Annotated in this window: 22 protein-coding genes and 1 pseudogene; 9 read left to right on the top strand and 14 right to left on the bottom strand. The window is 36.9% G+C overall.

The genetic code is table 11. The annotated features are described in order from the left end of the window. The first annotated feature begins 119 nt into the window (after positions 1-119). From DKZ56_RS03835 to DKZ56_RS03825, 3 genes are all read left to right on the top strand, one after another. Complete coding sequence (locus DKZ56_RS03835) at positions 120-1,283, top strand: methyltransferase (protein ID WP_208651406.1); 1,164 nt, start codon at positions 120-122, stop codon at positions 1,281-1,283. A 192-nt stretch (positions 1,284-1,475) separates the two neighbouring features. Beyond that, on the top strand, positions 1,476-2,096 hold the full coding sequence (locus DKZ56_RS03830; RefSeq protein ID WP_208651404.1) for a DUF47 domain-containing protein: 621 nt from the start codon (positions 1,476-1,478) through the stop codon (positions 2,094-2,096). 22 nt (positions 2,097-2,118) lie between these two features. After that, entirely contained in the window at positions 2,119-3,135 is a 1,017-nt protein-coding gene (locus DKZ56_RS03825; RefSeq protein ID WP_208651402.1) for an inorganic phosphate transporter, read from the top strand. A 98-nt stretch (positions 3,136-3,233) separates the two neighbouring features. Here DKZ56_RS03825 and DKZ56_RS15345 read toward each other — a convergent pair. The 10 genes and pseudogenes from DKZ56_RS15345 to DKZ56_RS03780 form a co-directional block, all read right to left on the bottom strand. Further along, a pseudogene (locus DKZ56_RS15345) lies at positions 3,234-3,964 on the bottom strand (ISL3 family transposase). Positions 3,965-4,298: 334 nt separating this feature from the next. Then, entirely contained in the window at positions 4,299-4,457 is a 159-nt protein-coding gene (locus DKZ56_RS03815) for a hypothetical protein (protein ID WP_208651400.1), read from the bottom strand. Between the two features lie 65 nt (positions 4,458-4,522). Beyond that, positions 4,523-5,602 (bottom strand): AI-2E family transporter, encoded by a 1,080-nt coding sequence (locus DKZ56_RS03810; RefSeq protein ID WP_208651393.1) that lies wholly within the window; start codon positions 5,600-5,602, stop codon positions 4,523-4,525. A gap of 106 nt (positions 5,603-5,708) precedes the next feature. After that, positions 5,709-6,284, bottom strand: coding sequence for a YdcF family protein (locus DKZ56_RS03805; protein WP_208651392.1), 576 nt, complete (start codon positions 6,282-6,284; stop codon positions 5,709-5,711). Between the two features lie 164 nt (positions 6,285-6,448). After that, the gene (locus tag DKZ56_RS03800) at positions 6,449-7,171 is read right to left on the bottom strand and encodes a YebC/PmpR family DNA-binding transcriptional regulator (protein WP_208651391.1); all 723 of its coding nucleotides are present in this window, start codon (positions 7,169-7,171) and stop codon (positions 6,449-6,451) included. 129 nt (positions 7,172-7,300) lie between these two features. Next, on the bottom strand, positions 7,301-7,780 hold the full coding sequence (locus DKZ56_RS03795; RefSeq protein WP_208651390.1) for a low molecular weight protein-tyrosine-phosphatase: 480 nt from the start codon (positions 7,778-7,780) through the stop codon (positions 7,301-7,303). 46 nt (positions 7,781-7,826) lie between these two features. Next, positions 7,827-8,429, bottom strand: coding sequence for a lysophospholipid acyltransferase family protein (locus DKZ56_RS03790; protein WP_245989592.1), 603 nt, complete (start codon positions 8,427-8,429; stop codon positions 7,827-7,829). A gap of 70 nt (positions 8,430-8,499) precedes the next feature. Then, a complete protein-coding gene (locus DKZ56_RS15795; RefSeq protein ID WP_342775795.1) occupies positions 8,500-8,634 on the bottom strand; it encodes a hypothetical protein in 135 nt (44 codons plus the stop codon). Beyond that, the gene (locus tag DKZ56_RS03785; RefSeq protein WP_342775794.1) at positions 8,601-9,254 is read right to left on the bottom strand and encodes a methyltransferase domain-containing protein; all 654 of its coding nucleotides are present in this window, start codon (positions 9,252-9,254) and stop codon (positions 8,601-8,603) included. The genes DKZ56_RS15795 and DKZ56_RS03785 overlap by 34 nt, the downstream gene beginning before the upstream one ends. Positions 9,255-9,647: 393 nt before the next feature. Next, entirely contained in the window at positions 9,648-10,046 is a 399-nt protein-coding gene (locus DKZ56_RS03780) for a nuclease-related domain-containing protein (protein ID WP_208651389.1), read from the bottom strand. A gap of 378 nt (positions 10,047-10,424) precedes the next feature. Here DKZ56_RS03780 and DKZ56_RS03775 point away from each other — a divergent pair, with 378 nt between their 5' ends. After that, positions 10,425-11,009 (top strand): glycoside hydrolase family 3 N-terminal domain-containing protein, encoded by a 585-nt coding sequence (locus DKZ56_RS03775; RefSeq protein ID WP_208651388.1) that lies wholly within the window; start codon positions 10,425-10,427, stop codon positions 11,007-11,009. A gap of 183 nt (positions 11,010-11,192) precedes the next feature. Continuing rightward, positions 11,193-11,636: a hypothetical protein gene (locus DKZ56_RS03770; RefSeq protein ID WP_208651387.1), complete on the top strand. Its 444-nt coding sequence runs from the start codon at positions 11,193-11,195 to the stop codon at positions 11,634-11,636. Positions 11,637-11,696: 60 nt separating this feature from the next. On the opposite strand, the gene DKZ56_RS03765 is transcribed toward DKZ56_RS03770, so the two are convergent. The 4 genes from DKZ56_RS03765 to DKZ56_RS03750 all read right to left on the bottom strand — a co-directional run bounded on the left by DKZ56_RS03765 (position 11,697) and on the right by DKZ56_RS03750 (position 15,429). Then, complete coding sequence (locus tag DKZ56_RS03765; RefSeq protein WP_208651385.1) at positions 11,697-12,575, bottom strand: glycine betaine ABC transporter substrate-binding protein; 879 nt, start codon at positions 12,573-12,575, stop codon at positions 11,697-11,699. Positions 12,576-12,593: 18 nt separating this feature from the next. After that, positions 12,594-13,445, bottom strand: a complete 852-nt coding sequence (locus DKZ56_RS03760) for an ABC transporter permease (protein WP_208651383.1) — start codon at positions 13,443-13,445, stop codon at positions 12,594-12,596. Continuing rightward, a complete protein-coding gene (locus DKZ56_RS03755; protein WP_222837138.1) occupies positions 13,438-14,640 on the bottom strand; it encodes a quaternary amine ABC transporter ATP-binding protein in 1,203 nt (400 codons plus the stop codon). Before DKZ56_RS03755 ends, DKZ56_RS03760 begins: the two co-directional genes overlap by 8 nt. A 153-nt stretch (positions 14,641-14,793) precedes the next feature. Then, positions 14,794-15,429: a GntR family transcriptional regulator gene (locus DKZ56_RS03750; protein WP_208651380.1), complete on the bottom strand. Its 636-nt coding sequence runs from the start codon at positions 15,427-15,429 to the stop codon at positions 14,794-14,796. 145 nt (positions 15,430-15,574) lie between these two features. On the opposite strand from DKZ56_RS03750, the gene DKZ56_RS03745 reads away from it, so the two are divergent. The 4 genes from DKZ56_RS03745 (at position 15,575) to DKZ56_RS03730 (ending at position 18,847) form a co-directional block, all read left to right on the top strand. Then, the gene (locus DKZ56_RS03745; protein WP_208651378.1) at positions 15,575-16,336 is read left to right on the top strand and encodes a MerR family transcriptional regulator; all 762 of its coding nucleotides are present in this window, start codon (positions 15,575-15,577) and stop codon (positions 16,334-16,336) included. A 132-nt stretch (positions 16,337-16,468) separates the two neighbouring features. Continuing rightward, on the top strand, positions 16,469-17,149 hold the full coding sequence (locus tag DKZ56_RS03740) for a hypothetical protein (RefSeq protein WP_208651377.1): 681 nt from the start codon (positions 16,469-16,471) through the stop codon (positions 17,147-17,149). A gap of 59 nt (positions 17,150-17,208) precedes the next feature. Then, positions 17,209-18,291, top strand: a complete 1,083-nt coding sequence (locus DKZ56_RS03735) for a type III polyketide synthase (RefSeq protein WP_208651375.1) — start codon at positions 17,209-17,211, stop codon at positions 18,289-18,291. A 37-nt stretch (positions 18,292-18,328) separates the two neighbouring features. Then, complete coding sequence (locus tag DKZ56_RS03730) at positions 18,329-18,847, top strand: isoprenylcysteine carboxyl methyltransferase family protein (protein ID WP_245989628.1); 519 nt, start codon at positions 18,329-18,331, stop codon at positions 18,845-18,847. Positions 18,848-19,165: the final 318 nt, after the last annotated feature.

The raw sequence follows: 19,165 nt of genomic DNA, 5'->3' as shown, positions 1-19,165 counted from the left end.
CTAATAAAATTTCGGAAACAATATATCATGATTTGATAAAATCCTCCTTTTTCAGCTATTTAATTAATTATATGTTAAACTAATGTCGATTATCTTATTCAAAAGAAGGTTGATAACAAATGGAATTTGTAGAAATGAAGCAACAATTGTTTGAACGAATCCAACAAAAAAAATTAGTTTCAGCTACAATTAGCCAACCTAGAAAAAAATCCGACACACTGAAAAGAGTTAAATTAAAACCGGTGGAAATAAAAGGTCAATACCACATTCAATTGGAATATCAGTATGAAAGAATTTTAAAACACGAAAATGTTTTGTTAGAAAATTTTCATGCTTTCCTAGAAGTTTTATTCCAAAAATTCAGACAATTCCACGGGCAATTTACAGACTCCACCATTCAAATCCAATTATCCAAAAAAAATAAAGTCTTCTGGAAAGAAGAAAAAATGGAATCCATAAAAGAAGTCTCTTTAGCCCATAACCGCAAAAAAAATTATTTATTGGAAGAATCTACTCCTTACCCTTTCTTAGTGCGTCTAGGTGTGCAAACGCCTGAAGGAAAAGTTAAAAAACAGAAGTACGATAAATTCCGTCAAATTAACCGTTTTCTTGAATTTATTGATGATTCGTTGGATTACTTGCCGAAAGATCGGCAAATCCGGATACTCGATTTTGGTTCAGGAAAATCGTATTTAACCTTTGCTCTATACCACTATCTAAAAATTGAAAAGGGCTTGGATATTAAAGTGACAGGCTTAGACTTGAAAAAAGAAGTCATTGAGGAATGCAACAAGATTGCGGAAGATTTGCATTATGATCATTTGGAATTTCTTGTAGGAGACATTAATGACTATCATGATGAAACTTCTGTGGATATGGTCGTTACATTGCATGCCTGTGACGTGGCAACGGATATGGCTTTGGCCCGCGCAGTGAAATGGGGAGCAAAAGTCATTTTAAGCGTGCCGTGCTGCCAGCATGAATTGAATCGTCAATTAAATGCCCCTCAATTAGAAATTATGACGCAGCATGGGTTAATTAAAGAACGTTTCGCTGCCCTTGCAACAGATTCCATTCGCGCTGAATTATTAAAATTAGTCGGCTATGAAGTGCAATTAATGGAATTTATTGATTTGGAACATACGCCAAAAAATATCTTAATCCGCGCCTATAAAACGGGAAGAAAAGCGAACAAAAAAGAATTGGAACGTTACAGAGCCTTTGTTGAATTCTTATCAGCAAAACCTTTTTTAGAAAAGGAACTGAAAGAATACTTATCATAAAGGAAATCCATAATATTGATGTGGCTATTCCAATTTAATAGTGGCTTTTTTGTCTGAAAAAATTGTTACAACTAATATTACAGGAATGTAAATTTTGTAATTTTCGGCACCTCTATTCTATGGTTTTGAATTATTTTTTGCTATCATAAAAATGTTTGAATAAACTAACTCATATCAGGGGGCATTACATTCATGTTTAATCCAAGAAAATCAGATCCATTTTTTTCGTCATTACACAAGATTGCAGAAAACATGCGAGATGCAGTTCATTTTGCCAATGACTTTAATGTTGACTCTATGGCTGATTTAAAGGAATTAAGTATCAAAGTAAAACAGTTTGAAACAGATGGGGACAATTTGATTCATGAACTGATTGTGATGTTAAACAAATCATTCATGACGCCTATCGAAAGGGAAGATATATTAGCATTAGCAATCAAGATGGACGATGTATTAGATGGTATAGAACAATGTTTTGCACACTTGGAAATGTTCTCAATTCCTGAATTGGATGACAACATGCGCGCATTTCTAAAATACATAACAAGAAGTGCAGATGAAATTGTAGCCGCAATCGACTTATTAAATAAGAAAGATTTACCTTCCATGAGAAACCATATTATTTTAATTAAGGACTATGAACGTGAGTGTGATGAAATATCCCGTTCTTCCATCAAACAATTATTTTTAAATGAAAAAGATCCAATCCGTTTAATTAAATACAAAGATATTTACAATCAATTAGAAGACATTGCAGATTATTGTCAAGACGTAGCAAACACCCTAGAAACAATCATCATGCGTAATGCGTAAAAACGGAGTGGAGAAATAGGATATGGATACCATTTTTATCATAACAATATTAATCGTGATTTGTGCATTAGCATTCGACTTTATTAACGGATTTCATGATACAGCAAACTCCATTGCTACGTCTGTTTCAACTCGTGCACTACCACCGCGCACAGCTGTAATGCTTGCTGCTATTATGAACTTCCTTGGTGCGATTTCATTCGTAGGTGTGGCTAAAGCCATTGCCAGCGACATCGTAGACCCATTTTCGTTGAATCAAACACCGGATGATACAACCGGTTCAGTCGTAATTTTAGCAGCATTGCTTTCTGCAATATTATGGAATTTAATTACTTGGTATTTTGGGATTCCATCAAGCTCATCCCATACGTTAATCGGTTCCATTGCAGGAGCCGCCATTGCTGCAGCAGGATTTGATATTCTAAACTACTCCGGATTTCTTGGAATTTTAAAAGCTTTAATCTTTTCGCCTTTCATCGCTTTTGCTGTCGGCTTTTTATTTATGACTTTGTTTAAACTGATGTTTAAGAATTTGAATCTTTATCGCACCAATAAAGGTTTCCGTACAATGCAAATTTTCACTGCCTCATTACAGGCATTTACGCACGGTACAAACGATGCCCAAAAAGCCATGGGGATTATTACAATGGCTTTAATTGCAGCAGGTATGCAACATGATAATACTGTACAAGATTGGGTGCGAATTGCCTGCGCCCTTGCGATGGGATTAGGTACTTCCGTCGGAGGTTACAAAATCATTAAAACCGTTGGGACAAAGATTATGAAAATTCGTCCAGTCAACGGTGCTGCTGCAGACTTGGCATCTGCAACGGTCATCTTTGGTGCAACATTGATACACTTGCCTGTATCGACTACCCATGTAATTTCTTCATCCATTATGGGCGTTGGTTCTGCCCAACGTGCAAAGGGAGTAAATTGGGGAGTTGCCCGCAAAATTGTATTGACTTGGATTATCACAATGCCAATTTCAGCAGTGATTGCTGGCTGCATTTACTATATATTAAATTTATTCTTCTAAAAAAAACGGTTCTTTGTCAAATGGTGTTGGTGAATAAATTTCAGTGACATTATTTGATAATATGTAATCAGATGGCTTAGGGGAAATTCGAGGTTCCCCTAAGCTGTTTTTATTTTCGCTAAGTTTTGGGTAATGAATATTCGGTTTCTAAAGTGATAGAAGGATCGATAACCGAAAGAAATGCGTTTCATCACCTTGATTTTGTTATTAATCCCCTCTAAAATGCCGTTATTATAATCGTACTTTAGCGTATTCTCGACGTAATGGATGTATTTGTTGATTGTCTTGATGGCGGTTTTCATATAGCTGGAAACGCTGTTCTGTTTATTTGCCAAGGTTTTCTTCAAGAGCTCAAAGTCTTTGGTTTTGATGCAATGTTGCACGTATTGATATAACTCATAGGACGCTTTTAATTCAGAATCTAAATCAATGAGATAGTGGAGAATCTCCACCTCACACATATGCTTTTTAAAGCAACGATGATATGTATAGTTCTTATAATCAAGTTTTGTTTGATCTTTCAGAAGGAGCTTCCAGTATTTTTTCAATTTATTGTAATTCTTTTTATCCCGATTCATGACGTTGATGCGCGTTTTGTTTAAAGTTCTGCTAAATAGTTGGAGGATATGGAATTTGTCGAGTATGATTTCCGCTTTAGGGAAAACTTCTTGGAAATATAAGGGCTGTACATATCGATGACAATCGTTTTTACCGCATCTCTCGCCTTCTTGGAATCCCGTAAGAAATACTCTTTGAGGATAGGTAATCTTCGGTCCTCCACGATATCCACCATCTCCCCCGTTTCAGAGTCGCAGAAAATAAAGGACATCGCTCCAGCTGCAGATTTCACTGATTTAAATTCATCAAAACACAAATGCTTTGGAAGGTAGTGAACATTTGGTTGATAATAGCTTTTTTAATCGTTTCGATAGAACAAAAATTTTCATCAAATGTGATATTTTTGTCTTTTATATTGAGTAGGTTTCGTATAGAATGATGGTAAGACATGTGACATCACTCCTTGTAAATGTGGTTTTGGTCGATTACATTTTACCAGAGTTTTGTCACTGTCTCATTTTTTGTTCAAAAAAAATTGGTGCTGGTTGTATCCACCAACACCAAATATTATAGAGCCAAAAAAACACGAGTACCATTGCTCGTGTTTATATTATTTTCTCAGATGAAATCCAATCGAATGTCTGAATTGTTTGGTTGATAGATGGCTCATAAACGGCAAAAAATATCGATAACACAATAATAACCAATATACTTACTAAAATAATAATCCCAATAAGAATTAATGCCGCTTTTTTTCCGCTCATAGAAATCCCCTTTTTCTATTTTATCGTTCAAATTCCCCTCCCAGTATACAATAGAGGAAAATTTTTTATAGCGTTTTCGTCGCTGTTTCCTTAATTTTCTTTCTCTCTTCATAAATATTTTTCACAATAACTTTTAACACTGCATAAGTAGGAATACCAATCATGATTGCAACAAATCCGCCGATATTCCCCGCCGCCAATACCACGGTAATGACCGTTAAGGGATGAATATCCAAAGATTTTCCCATGATATTTGGCGTTATCAAATTGCTTTCCAACTGCTGGGCCACTAAAGTAATTACACACACCCAAACCACTAAAATTGGATCTTGTATGATGGCAACAAGGATGGCTGGAGCAAGAGAAATCCATGGTCCGATAAAAGGAATCATATTCATAAAGAAAGAAACGATAGCCAGTAACAGTGCATAATCAAGTCTAATAATTAAATACCCTATCAACATCATCGTAGCAAGTATTAAGCTCACAAGCACTTGGCCTTGCACGTAGTTTTTCAACACTTCATTGATTTCTTCCAGCGTCTTTTTCACCCATGTACGGCGTTCGCCTGTAAAGACTTTATAAATATTCGGAGCAAATTTCTCATGGTCCTTTAACATAAAAATATAAAAGAACGGTACTAAAATTAAAGTGAAGATTGTTGAAACCGTACCGCTTACAAAGTTGACAATGCTTTTGCTTCCGACAACAACAATATCCTGAATGGAATTGGTCACTGAATCTATGAAATTCTCAACTTGCGGCGGCAAATTATCTTTGTTTTCTAAAACAAAATCCGTTGCATCCATAATTTTATCCCCAATGCTTGGAGCGTTTTGCACTAATCGGTTTACCTGCTCTGTAATCGGATTTCCGATAATGAACAACAGTCCAGTAACTACCCCGGCTAATACAAGCACAATCGTAGAAATGCTTCCCCATCTCGGCAGCCCCTTTTTTTCCAGCCAACGTTGAAGAGGTTCAGATATGTAAAAAAGAACTCCGCTTATTAAGACCGGGATAAAAATTGTTTTAATAATGATCACAACCGGCTTAAAAATCCAATGAATCTCTATGACATATTTGATGATTAATAGTCCAATTAATAAACCAATTCCCACTTGAAACCATAGTTTCTTTGTCATCCATTCTCACTCCCAACTCAAGTCTACCACTTATTCACAATTCCTATACACCCTCCGTATCGCTTTTTAAAACCATCATACAAAATTTGTATATAAACAACAAATATTAATTGTCAAAAACTACAGATTTAACCAATGCCAATCTTTCACGAAAACGCAGCTTTTGTTCTACTATTTTTGGCGTTTTCGCTTCCACAAAATCCGCTTCTAAATCTAGTTTTTTGGCAAGCATCTTTGCCCTTGCACAATGAAAATCGCTGGTAATGATCGTCACACTCTTTGTATCATCAGGCAATAATTTTATGGAATAAAGAAGATTTTCATAAGTAGATGTTGCCTTGTCCTCTTGAATAATCCGATCTTCTTCTATCCCTGCCTCTACTAAATAGTTGTACATGGCTTCTGCTTCGCTAATTGGTTCACTTCCTCCCCGTCCCCCGGAAACAACGATGGTGACATGAGGATTTTCTTTTAAATACCTTTCCGCTTCTTGTAAACGATACAGCAAAGTCAAACTTGGTTCTCCATTTTTCTCTACTTTTGCGCCAAGTAGAATTGCATATTCATTCGAACCGTCCGCAATAGGATTTGCTCCTTGATTAATCATGTAATTGGACCAAACAATAAATGCCACACCGATTGCCATGATTGCTGCTATGATTGTTATAATCCATTTTCTCATACCGCATCACCATTTTTCTATTTACTTACGATTTAAATGACAAAAAAGTTCCAAAAGATTTCCTCTTCCATGAAACGCTTGAGAAATGAAAAGAGCGAACAGGAAAACATTGCGTTTTCTCCATTCGCTCTTTTATTAAAGGTCTTCTTAGCAATCCCTGTTAATTATTCATCGCCTAAATCTGCATTGTGATATACCCGTTGCACGTCTTCTAAATCTTCTAATGCGTCAATCATTTTTTCAAACTTTGCTTTATCTTCGCCAGTTAATTTCACTTCTGTTTGAGGAATCATTGTCAGTTCAGCTATTGCAAATTCTTCAATTCCTGCAGATTTGAACGCTTCTTGCGCTGCATGGAATTGATTTGGTTCTGCGTAAACGATAGTCATTCCATCTTCCTCAAATACATCCCGTGCATCAATATCTGCTTCTAATAAGATTTCCAACAATTCATCCGCTGACTTTCCTTCAATTCCAAATACGGCAGTAGGGTCGAACATATAAGAAACGGAGCCCGCTACACCCATGTTTCCGCCATTTTTCCCGAAAGCAGCACGAACTTCTGAAACCGTACGATTTACATTATTTGTTAACGCATCTACAATGACCATTGTACCGCCAACGCCAAATCCTTCGTAGCGCATTTCATCGTAATCTTCTCCGCCCGCACCTTTTGCTTTTTCAATAGCGCGGTCAATAATATGTTTAGGAACATTATAAGTTTTCGCTCTTTCTAATACGGCTTTCAACGCTTGGTTTAACTCTGGGTCCGGATCTCCTTTTTTCGCCGCTACATAGATTTCTTTACCAAATTTCGCATAAATTCGACTGGTATTTTTATCTTTTTCCGCCTTTTTATCTTTAATATTGTTCCATTTACGACCCATTGGATTCACTCTCTTTCCTAAGTTTAAAATATCAGTTAAAATTTCATTCAAATTTATATGACTGTAACATTATACAACATGATTTGTTGAATGAAAATAATCGCCTCTTGATTTTCTTTAGAGATACCCTTATAATATTTGCCCCTCTTCTTCCATATCTTCTAAAATTTTGTTTAACAACGCCTCGCATCCAGCCTTCACTAAATCATAAGTTTCTTGGAAGTCTTTTGTATAATACGGATCCGGAACATCCTTTTTATATTCTGTTAAATCCAAAAAGCGGAAGATTTTTGGATGGTCCGGCTGCTGCAATAGATTGCGGATGTTTTTGACATTGCTTTCATCCATTCCAACAATATAATCGAATTTATCAAAATCTTCCTTTATTAATTGCCGTGCAATGATCCCCTCAGTGGAAATATTATATTCTTTCAATTTATTAACAGTCCCATAATGCGGCGGTTCACCGACATGCCAGGAGCTTGTACCAGCTGAATCCACTTCAATTTTGTCTTCCAATCCTCTTTTTTTCAGCATATCTCTAAATACCGCTTCAGCCATTGGCGAGCGGCAAATATTCCCTAAACAGACAAATAATACGCGTTTCATTGCAAATCCTCCCTTTTGAAAAAGCACCTTCCGATGACGGAAAGTGCTACTTCTTCTCCATTTTTTGCTTTAATTCATCTGTTAACCTTTTAAACTCTTTTTCTAAAAAAGCTGTATATTCTTCCCTTGCTTCTTTTCCTGCAGGGACTGTAAAAGGTTCGCCAAAAATCAAATACGCTTTTTTCCGCTGAAACACTTCCTTCAAATTTTTTGGACCAATATAAGCGGCCGGAACAACTTTGACTTTTGCCAGTTGCGCAATGGTGATAGCGCCTTGCTTTAGCTCCGAATTATTCGTTGTTCTCGTACCGCTTGGAAAAATCCCAACAATTTCGCCCTTTTTTAATAATTGAAGCGGAATTTTTATCACACTTGGTCCAGGATTTTCACGGTCAACAGGAAAAGCATTCAACTTCGTAATCAGCCACCCTAGACCTTTTATATCAAACAATTGTTTTTTTGCCATAAAGTGTATTTGTCTAGGATAAATGGAAAGACCTAAATTTAAAATATCCACATACCCATTGTGGGTGCAGGCTAAAACATACCCTTCATCCTTTGGCAAATTTTCTTTGCCATATTCCTTTGCCCTTGAGCCGTTTAATGATAAAAACAGTCCGACTACTTTTGCTCCAATATCATATAACACAGCAGATTCCTACCCTTAATCTATTTTTATTAATCTATTTTAAAAAAAACGTCTTCTTCTTTCAATGGAATTACCGTTTACAGCTCCCCACCAACAATTCCAAATCGATGGTCACTTCATTTAAATCAATCGCTCCTGTTTCCGCATGCCATCCCAATGGCGTCATTTCCATCAATTTTGGAACAAGTTCTTTCTCAATTGGCATTTTGTACGTAATCCGATGTCTTTTTGCATCCAGAAATTGCTCATAAAATCTTTTGACGGTCTGTTCATTAGAATAATCCTCTTTCTCGGAATGAGCAAAAACTTGTTACGCAATTCCTGCAAATATCCTGATTGGGGAACGACTTTTATTACTTTTCCTCCATTTTTTAACAAACGATTAAACTCACCATAATTAGCTGGTGACAAAATATTTAAGATGTAATCAAAGGACTGTTCTCTAAATGGGCTGCAGGCTAAATCCCCAACACACCAAATTTTCTTTTCATAATACTTCGCTGCCGTAAGAATTCCTTCTTTTGCAATGTCCATTCCTACTCCAACTACTTCATCATTTAATAGCTCGCAGACATTCACTAAATGAGAACCTTCGCCACAGCCAGTATCTAAAATCGCTGTGGCAGAATTCCCAATTATTTTGGCTATTTCATTATGCAAAGTATTGTACAAACCGGCATCGATCACCATTTTTCTCGATTCAAACAAATTTTTCGTATACATGGAACGAACCGCCCTCGTCAAAAAATTAACATATCCTTGTTTTGCAATGGTAAAGCTATGGCGATTGCCGCAAACAACCTCCCCTTCAGCCAGTACGTCCATTCCCCCCTTGCAAATCGGACAACAAAAAAGCCTATTATTTTCTTTCATATAATTAATGCTGTTTTGCCGTTTTGAGCGTTTCTCCATTGCCATTTCCTTTCAAAGGTGTTGATTCTATTGGTTTGTAGCATGATTCATATTTTTCTGAAATAAAGCGGTTGGGTCCTCGGCATATTGATTGTTTGAAAGTATTATAGATCGAATTGATTTCTACTGTAGAAATCTTTTGTTCCGTTCCGGCTTTCCAAAAACACTTCATTTCATTTGCCTTTATGACTGAGACATTGTTTGATTTTACAACGATTTTCTTAAAGGAACAATTGTCTGAAAAAAGAATTAAAAAATGGAACAAATCACTTTTCTCATTGGCAATTTTATCTTTTAAATCAAAGATTAATTTTTTCGTCTTAATAATCGGATTAGTAAATGGCAGCAGTTTATTTTTTTATCAGTCGCCTGTACCCATTGGTCATCCTGTTCCCGGCCATAAATCCAACCGTTTTTATGTTGAATATTGAAGACATAAATGCCCGATTCATGGATGACCATTGCATCCAGTATTCTTTTTCCATCCATTGTTGGAAAGGCTAAGTTTAATAATAATTTATATTCTCCTTGTAAATATTTTAATGATTGCACTAATAAATATGTATTTTTTATGTGTAGATTTGTCAAAACAGTAAATAAAGAATACCCAGTGATTTTCCTAAATTCGCTATTTTCATATGTATAAACACGAAAGGCGAATAAGATTCCTATCACGATGAAAATAGTAAGAAACAAAATTGCCATATTCCTCCCTTCTTTATTTTAATCATTATTCTACCAAATACCCCATATATTAGATATGTTATGCCTGAAACATTTAATACTTGTCGAAAATAATTGATATTTCCTTGGAAATATTGTCGATTGAATCTCTTTATACTCTTTCCATGTCTATTGTTACTTTTCTTTTGTCCATACAACTATTTTAACAAAAAGATAAAAGGAGAAAATTGTAAATGAAGAAATTGATTATTGCAATTCTAATTCTCATAATGACTGCTGCTTTAGGCATTATATTGACTTTTAAATCGAAGTCATAAACCCTCAAATGATGGAGATTTTCCTAAAAACCCGCCATCACAAAACGAGGAACTGACGGCGGAAGAACTCATTCGGCAAATAATGAAAAATGCTGAAGAAGGGAAAGTATTTCATATCCCGGTCATTGCAGGAAATACGACACGAGAAGAGGCTGAAAAAATGTTGGGTTCTCCTGAAAAAATCGAAAAATCGCCTGTTGGAGAATATGCCGACTATCCTGCCCATCATTTGTCTCTTGGATTTGATGGACCACTAGTTTTTGATATTCGATCCTATGATGAACGATTATCCGCTATTCATTTGCAAGATATTGAAAATGGCACAGATGCGGTAATGATTGTCCATATTTTACTGCCTCAAATCGATCAGCATTATCCTGCATCCATGTCAAAAACGGTTATCACCAATCTATTGAGAAAAAAACTCGGCTATAATGGGGTTGTCATCACGGACGATCTGACAATGAAAGCAATTACGAACCAATACTCACTGGAAAAAGCCGCTATATTCTCACTCAAAGCCGGCAGTGATATTGTTTTGATTGCCCATCATGAAGAAAAAATTTCTTCAGTTCTTAACCAACTCATTTCAGCCGTCAAACGCGGCGAAATTTCCGAGCATTCTCCGATTGAAGGAAAAATATCAGCTAACTCATTCATCAGTTGAATATGCAAACATTGAAAAACTGAACAAAGAAATTCATACAATACTTGACAAATTTAATTAATTTTTTTTCTAAATTTGTAAATAATAAAACTAACATTAAGAATCAATGTAAAAATGTTTTTTCAATGTTTCAATTTTCTCTGAAATTTGAAATCATCCAAGATAAGGACGGAGGTTTTCACTGTGGAAATCATGGATTACAATGCAATTCCGGCCTACCTAGAATCAACGGAGCTGACCTTTGAATTGGAAAGTGTTGGAATATATGAAAACATCATGTTTCCGGTTTCAGCTAAGGAAATTTCACCTCAAGTGGAAGTTCAATATAATTTAGAAGTGGAAAAAAACACTCAAAAAAGCGTCGATCAAGGCCATTCCCCTTGGAGGCTCGATCCTGTTGCAACAACGCAAGTGTTCGTCAGCCTGCAGCTTTCGCCAAGCGGCATTGAAGGAAATGATCCAATCGAACTGGAGAATTTAAAATTTCTTCATAGCGATAATGAATTGGCAATTGTAGAAGTAAATGATTCAGATACAAACATTCATACCGTTTATTTAAAACGGCTCATTCGGAAAGATGAATCAGGCGTTTGGACCGTAGTTGGATATGATGAAAACGGAAAATGAAAACAGGCTGCCTGGAAAGGTTCACTTTCCAGGTAGCCTTCCTTTTTGGAATTCTTACCTTTATTCCTTTTCTGCAGTCCATTCAGCCACTTTATCTGCGTTTTCTTTCACCCATTTTTCAGCCGCTTCTTTCGGACTCATGCCATCAAATATATCAAGCATGACCTCCTCCATGTCTTCGGTTGTCCAGTGGAAATTATCCAATACTTGATAGACTTCCGGCATTTCTTCCTCTAACCCTTTTCTCACAAAGGTATGAATAGATTCCTCACCTCCAAATACTCCTTTTGGATCATCTAAATATTTCAATTCGTATTTTGCAAATTTCCAGTGAGGCGTCCATCCAGTCACAACAATCTCTTCATTCTTTTTAATCGCTTCTCCCAAAGCGACCGCCATCGCTCCTGATGAAGATGGAACCAATTCCCAGTCCTTTAAATTAGCATATTCTTGAATGGCTCTTTCCGTTGCCTGCATCACACCGGCACCCGATTCGATTCCTGTGATTTGCATATTCGCATGATTTGATAAATCTTCAATCGAATTGACATCTTCCATATATGCTGGAACCACCAATCCGATTTTGGCACCCTCCAAATTTTCACCCAAGTCGACAATATCTTCTTTATATTCTTCGTATTGAGCACCATGGGTTACCGGAAGCCAAGCTGCTACTGATGCATCGGCTTCTCCATTGGCAACCGCTTCCCACATAATGGCGTTGTCTAATGGTGTCAGTGTAACTTCATAACCTAAATCCTCCAATACTTTCCCGATGACATGGGTGGATGCGATTTCCGAATCCCACTCAACATAGGCTAAATTGATTGCTTTCTCTCCCTTCTTGGCAGTCCCTTCTTCCTCATTTCCCCCACATGCGGCCAATAGGGCACTTAAGCCTATTGCGAAAACAAATATCATAAACTTCCTTATTTTCATGAAAATCTTCCTCCCTAGTTAATATTTCTTTTTATTCAAGCTTTGCGTTAAACGGTCAATGATAATAGCAAAAATCACCAGACTAATTCCCGCAACAAATCCGTTTCCAACTTGTGCCCTTTGCAATGCGGACAGCACATCGCGTCCCAATCCAGGTGCGCCAATCATTGATGCAATCACAACCATTGATAATGATAAGAGCACCGTTTGATTGATTCCTGCCATAATGGTCGATTTTGCTAATGGAAGCTCTAATTTAAATAGCTTCTGCCATCCCGTACTTCCATAGGAATCCGCCGCTTCTTCCAGTTCTTTCGGTACTTGGCGAATTCCTAAATTCGTAAATCTTACGGTAGGCGGCAATGCGAATATAACCGATGCAAATACCCCTGGAACAACACCAATGCCGAAAAAGGCGACAGCCGGGATTAAATATACAAACCCCGGCATGGTTTGCATGAAATCCAAAATTGGCTTAATGATGTTTTCCGCCACTCTGCTTTTTGACATTAAAATACCAATGGGAATGCCTATCAGGATGGCGAAAATACTTGAAAATACCACCAAAGTGACGGTGTTCATCAATTCTTTCCAAAGTCCCTGATTATAAATAAACAACAACCCTACAACCGAAAATACAGCTAAACCAAATTTTTTTTTCGTCGCAAAAAATGCGATGATTGCAACAATCAAGATAAATACAATGGGTGGAATATATAACAATAAATCAGTAAAGGATTCCATTGAATTCTTGCCCGTTTTTTGAATGAAACTGAACATGGATGCAAAATTTTCCGTCAGCCAATCCATCAACGTTTCAATCCAATCGGCAATCGGGAGTGAAGGAATCGAATCCAACATTTTATTCATCGTCAACACCTCCACTTCTGTTCGATGCAGATAACGCTTCAATAACGACTCCTCTTATCAATACGCCCATAAGTTTCTCGTCCTTTACAACAGCAATCGGTGTCGACGAATCGGAAATCGGGCTTAATACATCTTGGATCAACGTATCTGGTGAAACGGTCAACATATCTTGCCTCAATATTCCATGAAGATGCTTTTCACCCCGTTTTGAAGCTTCGTGAGCATCACTGGCTGTAATATAACCTTTGAAATTTCTTTGCTTATCAACAGCCAAAATGACGCTCACTTTTTCCTCCCTCATCAGCTGTAAAGCGACTTTTGGACCGTCCGCTTCAATATTGATGGACACAGGCCGTATCATGGCGTTTTCCACCGTCAACACTTTTGAACGATCCACATCTTCCGTGAAGCTTCGAACATAATCGTTTGCCGGATTTGTCAATATTTCTTCTCCTGTTCCAATTTGGATGATTTGTCCATCCTTCATCAATGCAATGCGATCCCCTATTCTAAGAGCTTCATTTAAGTCGTGGGTAATAAAGACAATCGTCTTTTTCATTTTTTGTTGCAGTTCTAACAATTCATCCTGCATTTCTTTCCGAATGAGTGGATCGAGAGCAGAAAAAGCTTCATCCATCAATAATATGTCTGGATCATTTGCAAGGGCTCTTGCAAGACCGACTCTCTGTTGCATACCGCCTGACAATTGACTTGGATACTGGTCCTTATAAGCCAATAAACCGGCATTGTCTAAAGCCTTTTCTGCTTTCAATCGTCTTTCCTCTTTTGGTACTCCCTTCACTTCGAGGCCATATTCCGTATTTTGCAAAATCGTTCGATGAGGAAATAAACCAAAGTTCTGGAATACCATGCTCATTTTGTCTCTCCGGATGTTTCTTAATTCCCTTTTATTCAACTTCGATATATTTTGACCATCGATGTAGATGTTTCCACTTGTAGGTTCAATCAACCGGTTTAACATACGGATCAATGTCGACTTACCGCTTCCGGATAGTCCCATAATGACAAAAATTTCACCTTCATTCACCGTGAAATTTGCATCGTATACCCCGATTGTCGCACCGGTTTCGTTCAATATTTCCGTCTTGCGCTTTTTTTGTTTTACAAGTTTTAAGGCAGCATTCACATGTTTCCCAAATATTTTCGTCACATGTTCCACTTTAATTTTTTCCATGTTCATCACCTCTCAGCAAACCAGCTACGGGAAAAAGTAACAACTCTATAATAACAATAAGTTGTTACTTTAGTCAAATTACCACTCTCAAAATCTGCTAAAAATTAATAGAAAAGGCTCACAAAAGCTCAAATTTGCTTTTGTAAGCCCTGATTAATTAGGAAATAGAAATTTTTGAACCCTTTCCAAGGATTCGTCATTACCAATAAAGTAGATTACATCATCCATTTCAATGGTTGCATAGGGTCCCGGTGAAATGATCAATTCTTCTCCTCTTCGAATACCGACAATGGTTGCCATTGTGTGGTGCCAAAAATTGATTTCCCCAATGGTCTTGGACAAGTACGGAGAATCCCCTTTTATTTCAATATGGAAAGGAACAAAAGGATTGATTGAACGAAATCGTTCCGTACGGCTGACCAATCTTTCGGTAATCTCTTTCAACTTTTCCAGCTCTTCTTTTTGCCGATCAATGCTTTCAAACATCTCCAACTGAATTTGATGAATGGATTCGACATCCAAAAATTGTTTAATAAAATTTGCCGCTTTTTCGTAAGACTTGATGACAACACCGCTGCCCTTTGTCGCTTCCACAATCTCCAAATCCTGAAGAACAGCGATTGCTCTTCTTGCCGTCTCCGCTGAAACCCCGTACTGGCTTGCAAGGGAAGATCTGGCGTAAATTTTTTCACCAATGGTATATTTGCCTTCTACAATTTTGGAGGCGATATCGGCGGCAATCTTTTGATATTTTGGCTGCTTCACAATTTTTAAATCTTTATTTTCCATTTTCGACAACCTTTCATTCCTTCACTTCAAATTTAAATATAATCCATGCTGAATTTTGTAGCCACTTTTTCTTCATTATTTTGATTTTTCTATTGACCTTCACGTTACGTTAACCTTTATGATGAGATTATCAGGAGGGCTTTCAATGGAATACACAATCAGCCAATTAGCGAAATTAGCAGGAATCAGCACAAGAACGTTGCGATACTACGATGAAATCAATTTATTGAAACCAAAAAGAATCAACAGCTCCGGCTACCGGATTTATGGCCAAGAAGAAGTCGACCGGTTGCAACAAATTTTATTCTTCCGGGAATTGGGCGTCAGCATTGAAACAATTCTTTCCATTATGAATGACCCAAACTTTGATTCAATCAAAGCTTTGGAAAGCCATTTGGCACAGCTGATGAAAAAGAGATTCCGACTGGACAAATTGATTGATTCTGTGAAAAAAACAATCGCCCATGAAAAAGGAGAGATGACAATGAATAATGAAGAAAAATTTGAAGCTTTCAAAGAGCGGTTAATAGAAGAAAATGAACAAAAATACGGCGGAGAAATCCGTCAAAAGTACGGCGACGATGCAGTCAACGGGTCCAATAATAAATTCCGCAATATGTCAAAAGAAGATTTTGAGGCATTCAAACAACTGGCAGAAGAAATTCTTAATCTGTTGGATAAGGCTAAGAGAACGGGTGACCCTGCTTCCCCTCTTGCCCGGGAACTGGCCGCAAAACATAAACAATGGCTCACTTACACTTGGTCTTCTTATTCAAAAGAGGCTCATCAAGGACTTGTGGAAATGTATGTAGCAGATGAACGCTTTAGAGCATATTACGACAAAAAAGGCGAAGGGGCAGCAGAATTTTTAAGAGATGCCGTCGTCCATTATTTAAACAATAATTAAACATTCGAAAAGCCGCTCGAACAATTCGGGTGGCTTTTCCACTTTATACAAATTTTGAATAATTTCTTATTAAAATGGAAATTATATCTAAAGAAATTTATGCCTATTAATCGCATAAAGGAGATTTGTCGAATGATAAAAAAAAAGGAGAAAAAACTGACAAAAATTAAATATCTGTATGACAACCGTGAATACATAATTTTGAATAAATGTCCTCATTGCAATCTAGATATACACCCAACCCTTGAAAATACTCATCACTTTGAAAATAAAAATTTTCACATTCATGCATTATCTTTTGTTTGCCCATCTTGCAGAAAGGACTATTTTGTCATCAACCATTCTGAAAAATTAAGCAATGCCCAAAATCAATATATATTAACGATTCCAGAATATACTTTCCGCAACGAAACGTTAATTCAAAACACATCAAAAAAATTTCAAAATCTATATACTCAATCGGTTCAAGCCGATTTGCATGGCCATGATGATCTTGCCTTTTTCGGTTATATTAAATCCCTTGAAGTGCTTGTAAAAGATATAGCCATTATCGAACATCCTGATTCAGAGGATACCGTGCTATTCAGCAGTCTCATTCAATGTTTAGAAAAATTCCATTCTACTAACATTCATTTATTCTCCAAAAAATTGTTGGAAGTATTAAAGAACGACTATTTGCATTATCAAAAGGGGCCGGAATTCTCTACTTTCACCGAACTGGTAAAAGATTGCATTGAATACTTTATCCTTTATTTGGAATTATTGCAAAAAACTTTCTCTTTAAATGATAAACAGAGCGGAAATTGGAAGTGACATTTTATGCATACTTAAAAATCTGTGGGGGATGCTAATAGAAAAAAGGAAGAGCAGCAATGCCTAAAATTGTTTCTGTTAGCAAGTATCAACCACCTTATACACTGCATCAACAAGAAATTGAGCAATTTACTAAAACAATATTTCAAAACAATATTCCTCAATTAAATCGGCTATTAAAAGTGTTTGAGAATGGGGAGATTGAGAAGCGGCATTTTTGTGTGCCCCTTGAATGGCATAAAGAAGAGCATACCTTTGAAGAACGCAATCAATTATACATTCAATTAGCTGTGGATTATAGCGTAAAAGCTATCCAAAAATGCCTCCAAAATGAAATGTATTTAAAAAGGCCGATTTCTACAGAAGAAATTGATGCCATTTTCTTTGTATCCAGCACCGGCATCTCCACACCAAGCATTGATGCACGAATTATGAATCAACTTACATTTTCCGACCGAATCAAACGGTTGCCCATCTGGGGGCTTGGATGCGTCGGTGGAGCATCAGGCATTAGCAGAGCCTATGATTATTGCCTTGCCCATCCGAAAGAAAAAGTGCTCGTTGTGTGCGTTGAATTATGCAGTCTGACTTTTCAACGGAACGATTTTTCCAAAAGCAATTTAGTGGGGGCTTCCCTATTTGCAGATGGCGTTGCTTGCGCCCTTGTATGCGGCGATGAAGCCAATGTGGAAAATCAAAAAATGGTTCCTTCTATTATAAGAACGGCTTCTAAATGGATGCCCGACTCTGAGGACGTCATGGGCTGGGATATCAAAAATGATGGTCTTCATGTCATTTTTTCAAAAAGCATCCCTACCATTATTTCCAAATGGCTAGGCCCATTTATTGAATCATTTTTCGAGGAAGTTGGGCTATCAATAAAGGATTTGGAACATTTTATTGCCCATCCCGGCGGCAAAAAAGTGTTGTTAGCCTACAAAGAAGCGTTGAATCTAAGCGACCAACATATCAAGCTTTCCCGAAAAGTTCTTCAAGAAAACGGCAATATGTCTTCGCCGACGGTACTGTATGTGTTGGATGAATATATGAAAAGAATCAAGAAAGGGGGTTCTTACGGTTTATTGGTAGCCCTTGGGCCAGGATTTAGCGGGGAATCGGTATTGCTGCAATGGAGGGAGTAAATTGAAAATTTTTATTTTCATTATATCTTTTGTCATCATGCAAAGAATCATCGAATTAATCATTGCCAAACGCAACGAAAGACATATGAAACAACTTGGCGCTTATGAGGTGGGGGCTTTTCATTACCCATTCATGATTTTGCTCCATGTTAGTTTTTTCATTAGTCTTATTGCTGAATTCATGTTATTTCAGCGTTCCCTATCTCCATATTTCATCTATTTATTTTTCATTTTTTTATTAGTCCAAGCTTTAAGAATTTGGTGTCTAATTTCATTAGGAATGTTTTGGAATACAAAAATTATCGTCCTCCCAGGAGCAAAAATCGTAAAGACAGGTCCCTATGCTTTCTTTAAACATCCAAATTATATTGTCGTATGCTGCGAAATTGTTCTACTGCCTATGATGTTTCAAGCTTATATCACAGCCCTTTTTTTCACAGCTTTAAATTTTATCATATTGTCCATACGTATTCCACTTGAAGAAAAAGCATTAACAGAAGCGACCAATGGAGAATATACATTTCATAAAAAGAGGGCGTCTGAAAAGTCATTTTGAGACACCCCCTTTGCGGCTGTAGCTAGAGTTTTTGCCGCAGATAAATTGCGACGAGGAGGCGCGTTTTGTAACCACCGCAGGGAAAGTTTTTAAGAGCATATTACTATAAGAAGTAAGGCTGTTTCCGAAAGTGTTCGACTTTCTGGACAGCCCCTTTTCCATTTTCAACAACATAATAATAAAAAATATTATTTTTTTATCAATTTATAATAACAAAAAGCAAAATAATATTAGAAAATAAATTAGAGAAAGCGTATAATTCAATTATTGGAAAAAGAATTCAAAAAAACTCAACAATTTCGTAATAGTTTTGTCAAA

This window comes from Ureibacillus thermophilus (assembly GCF_004331915.1).
GTDB lineage: Bacteria > Bacillota > Bacilli > Bacillales_A > Planococcaceae > Ureibacillus > Ureibacillus thermophilus.
The sequence above is the reverse complement of the archived record's forward strand: the minus strand, read 5'-3'. Positions and strand labels throughout refer to the sequence as shown.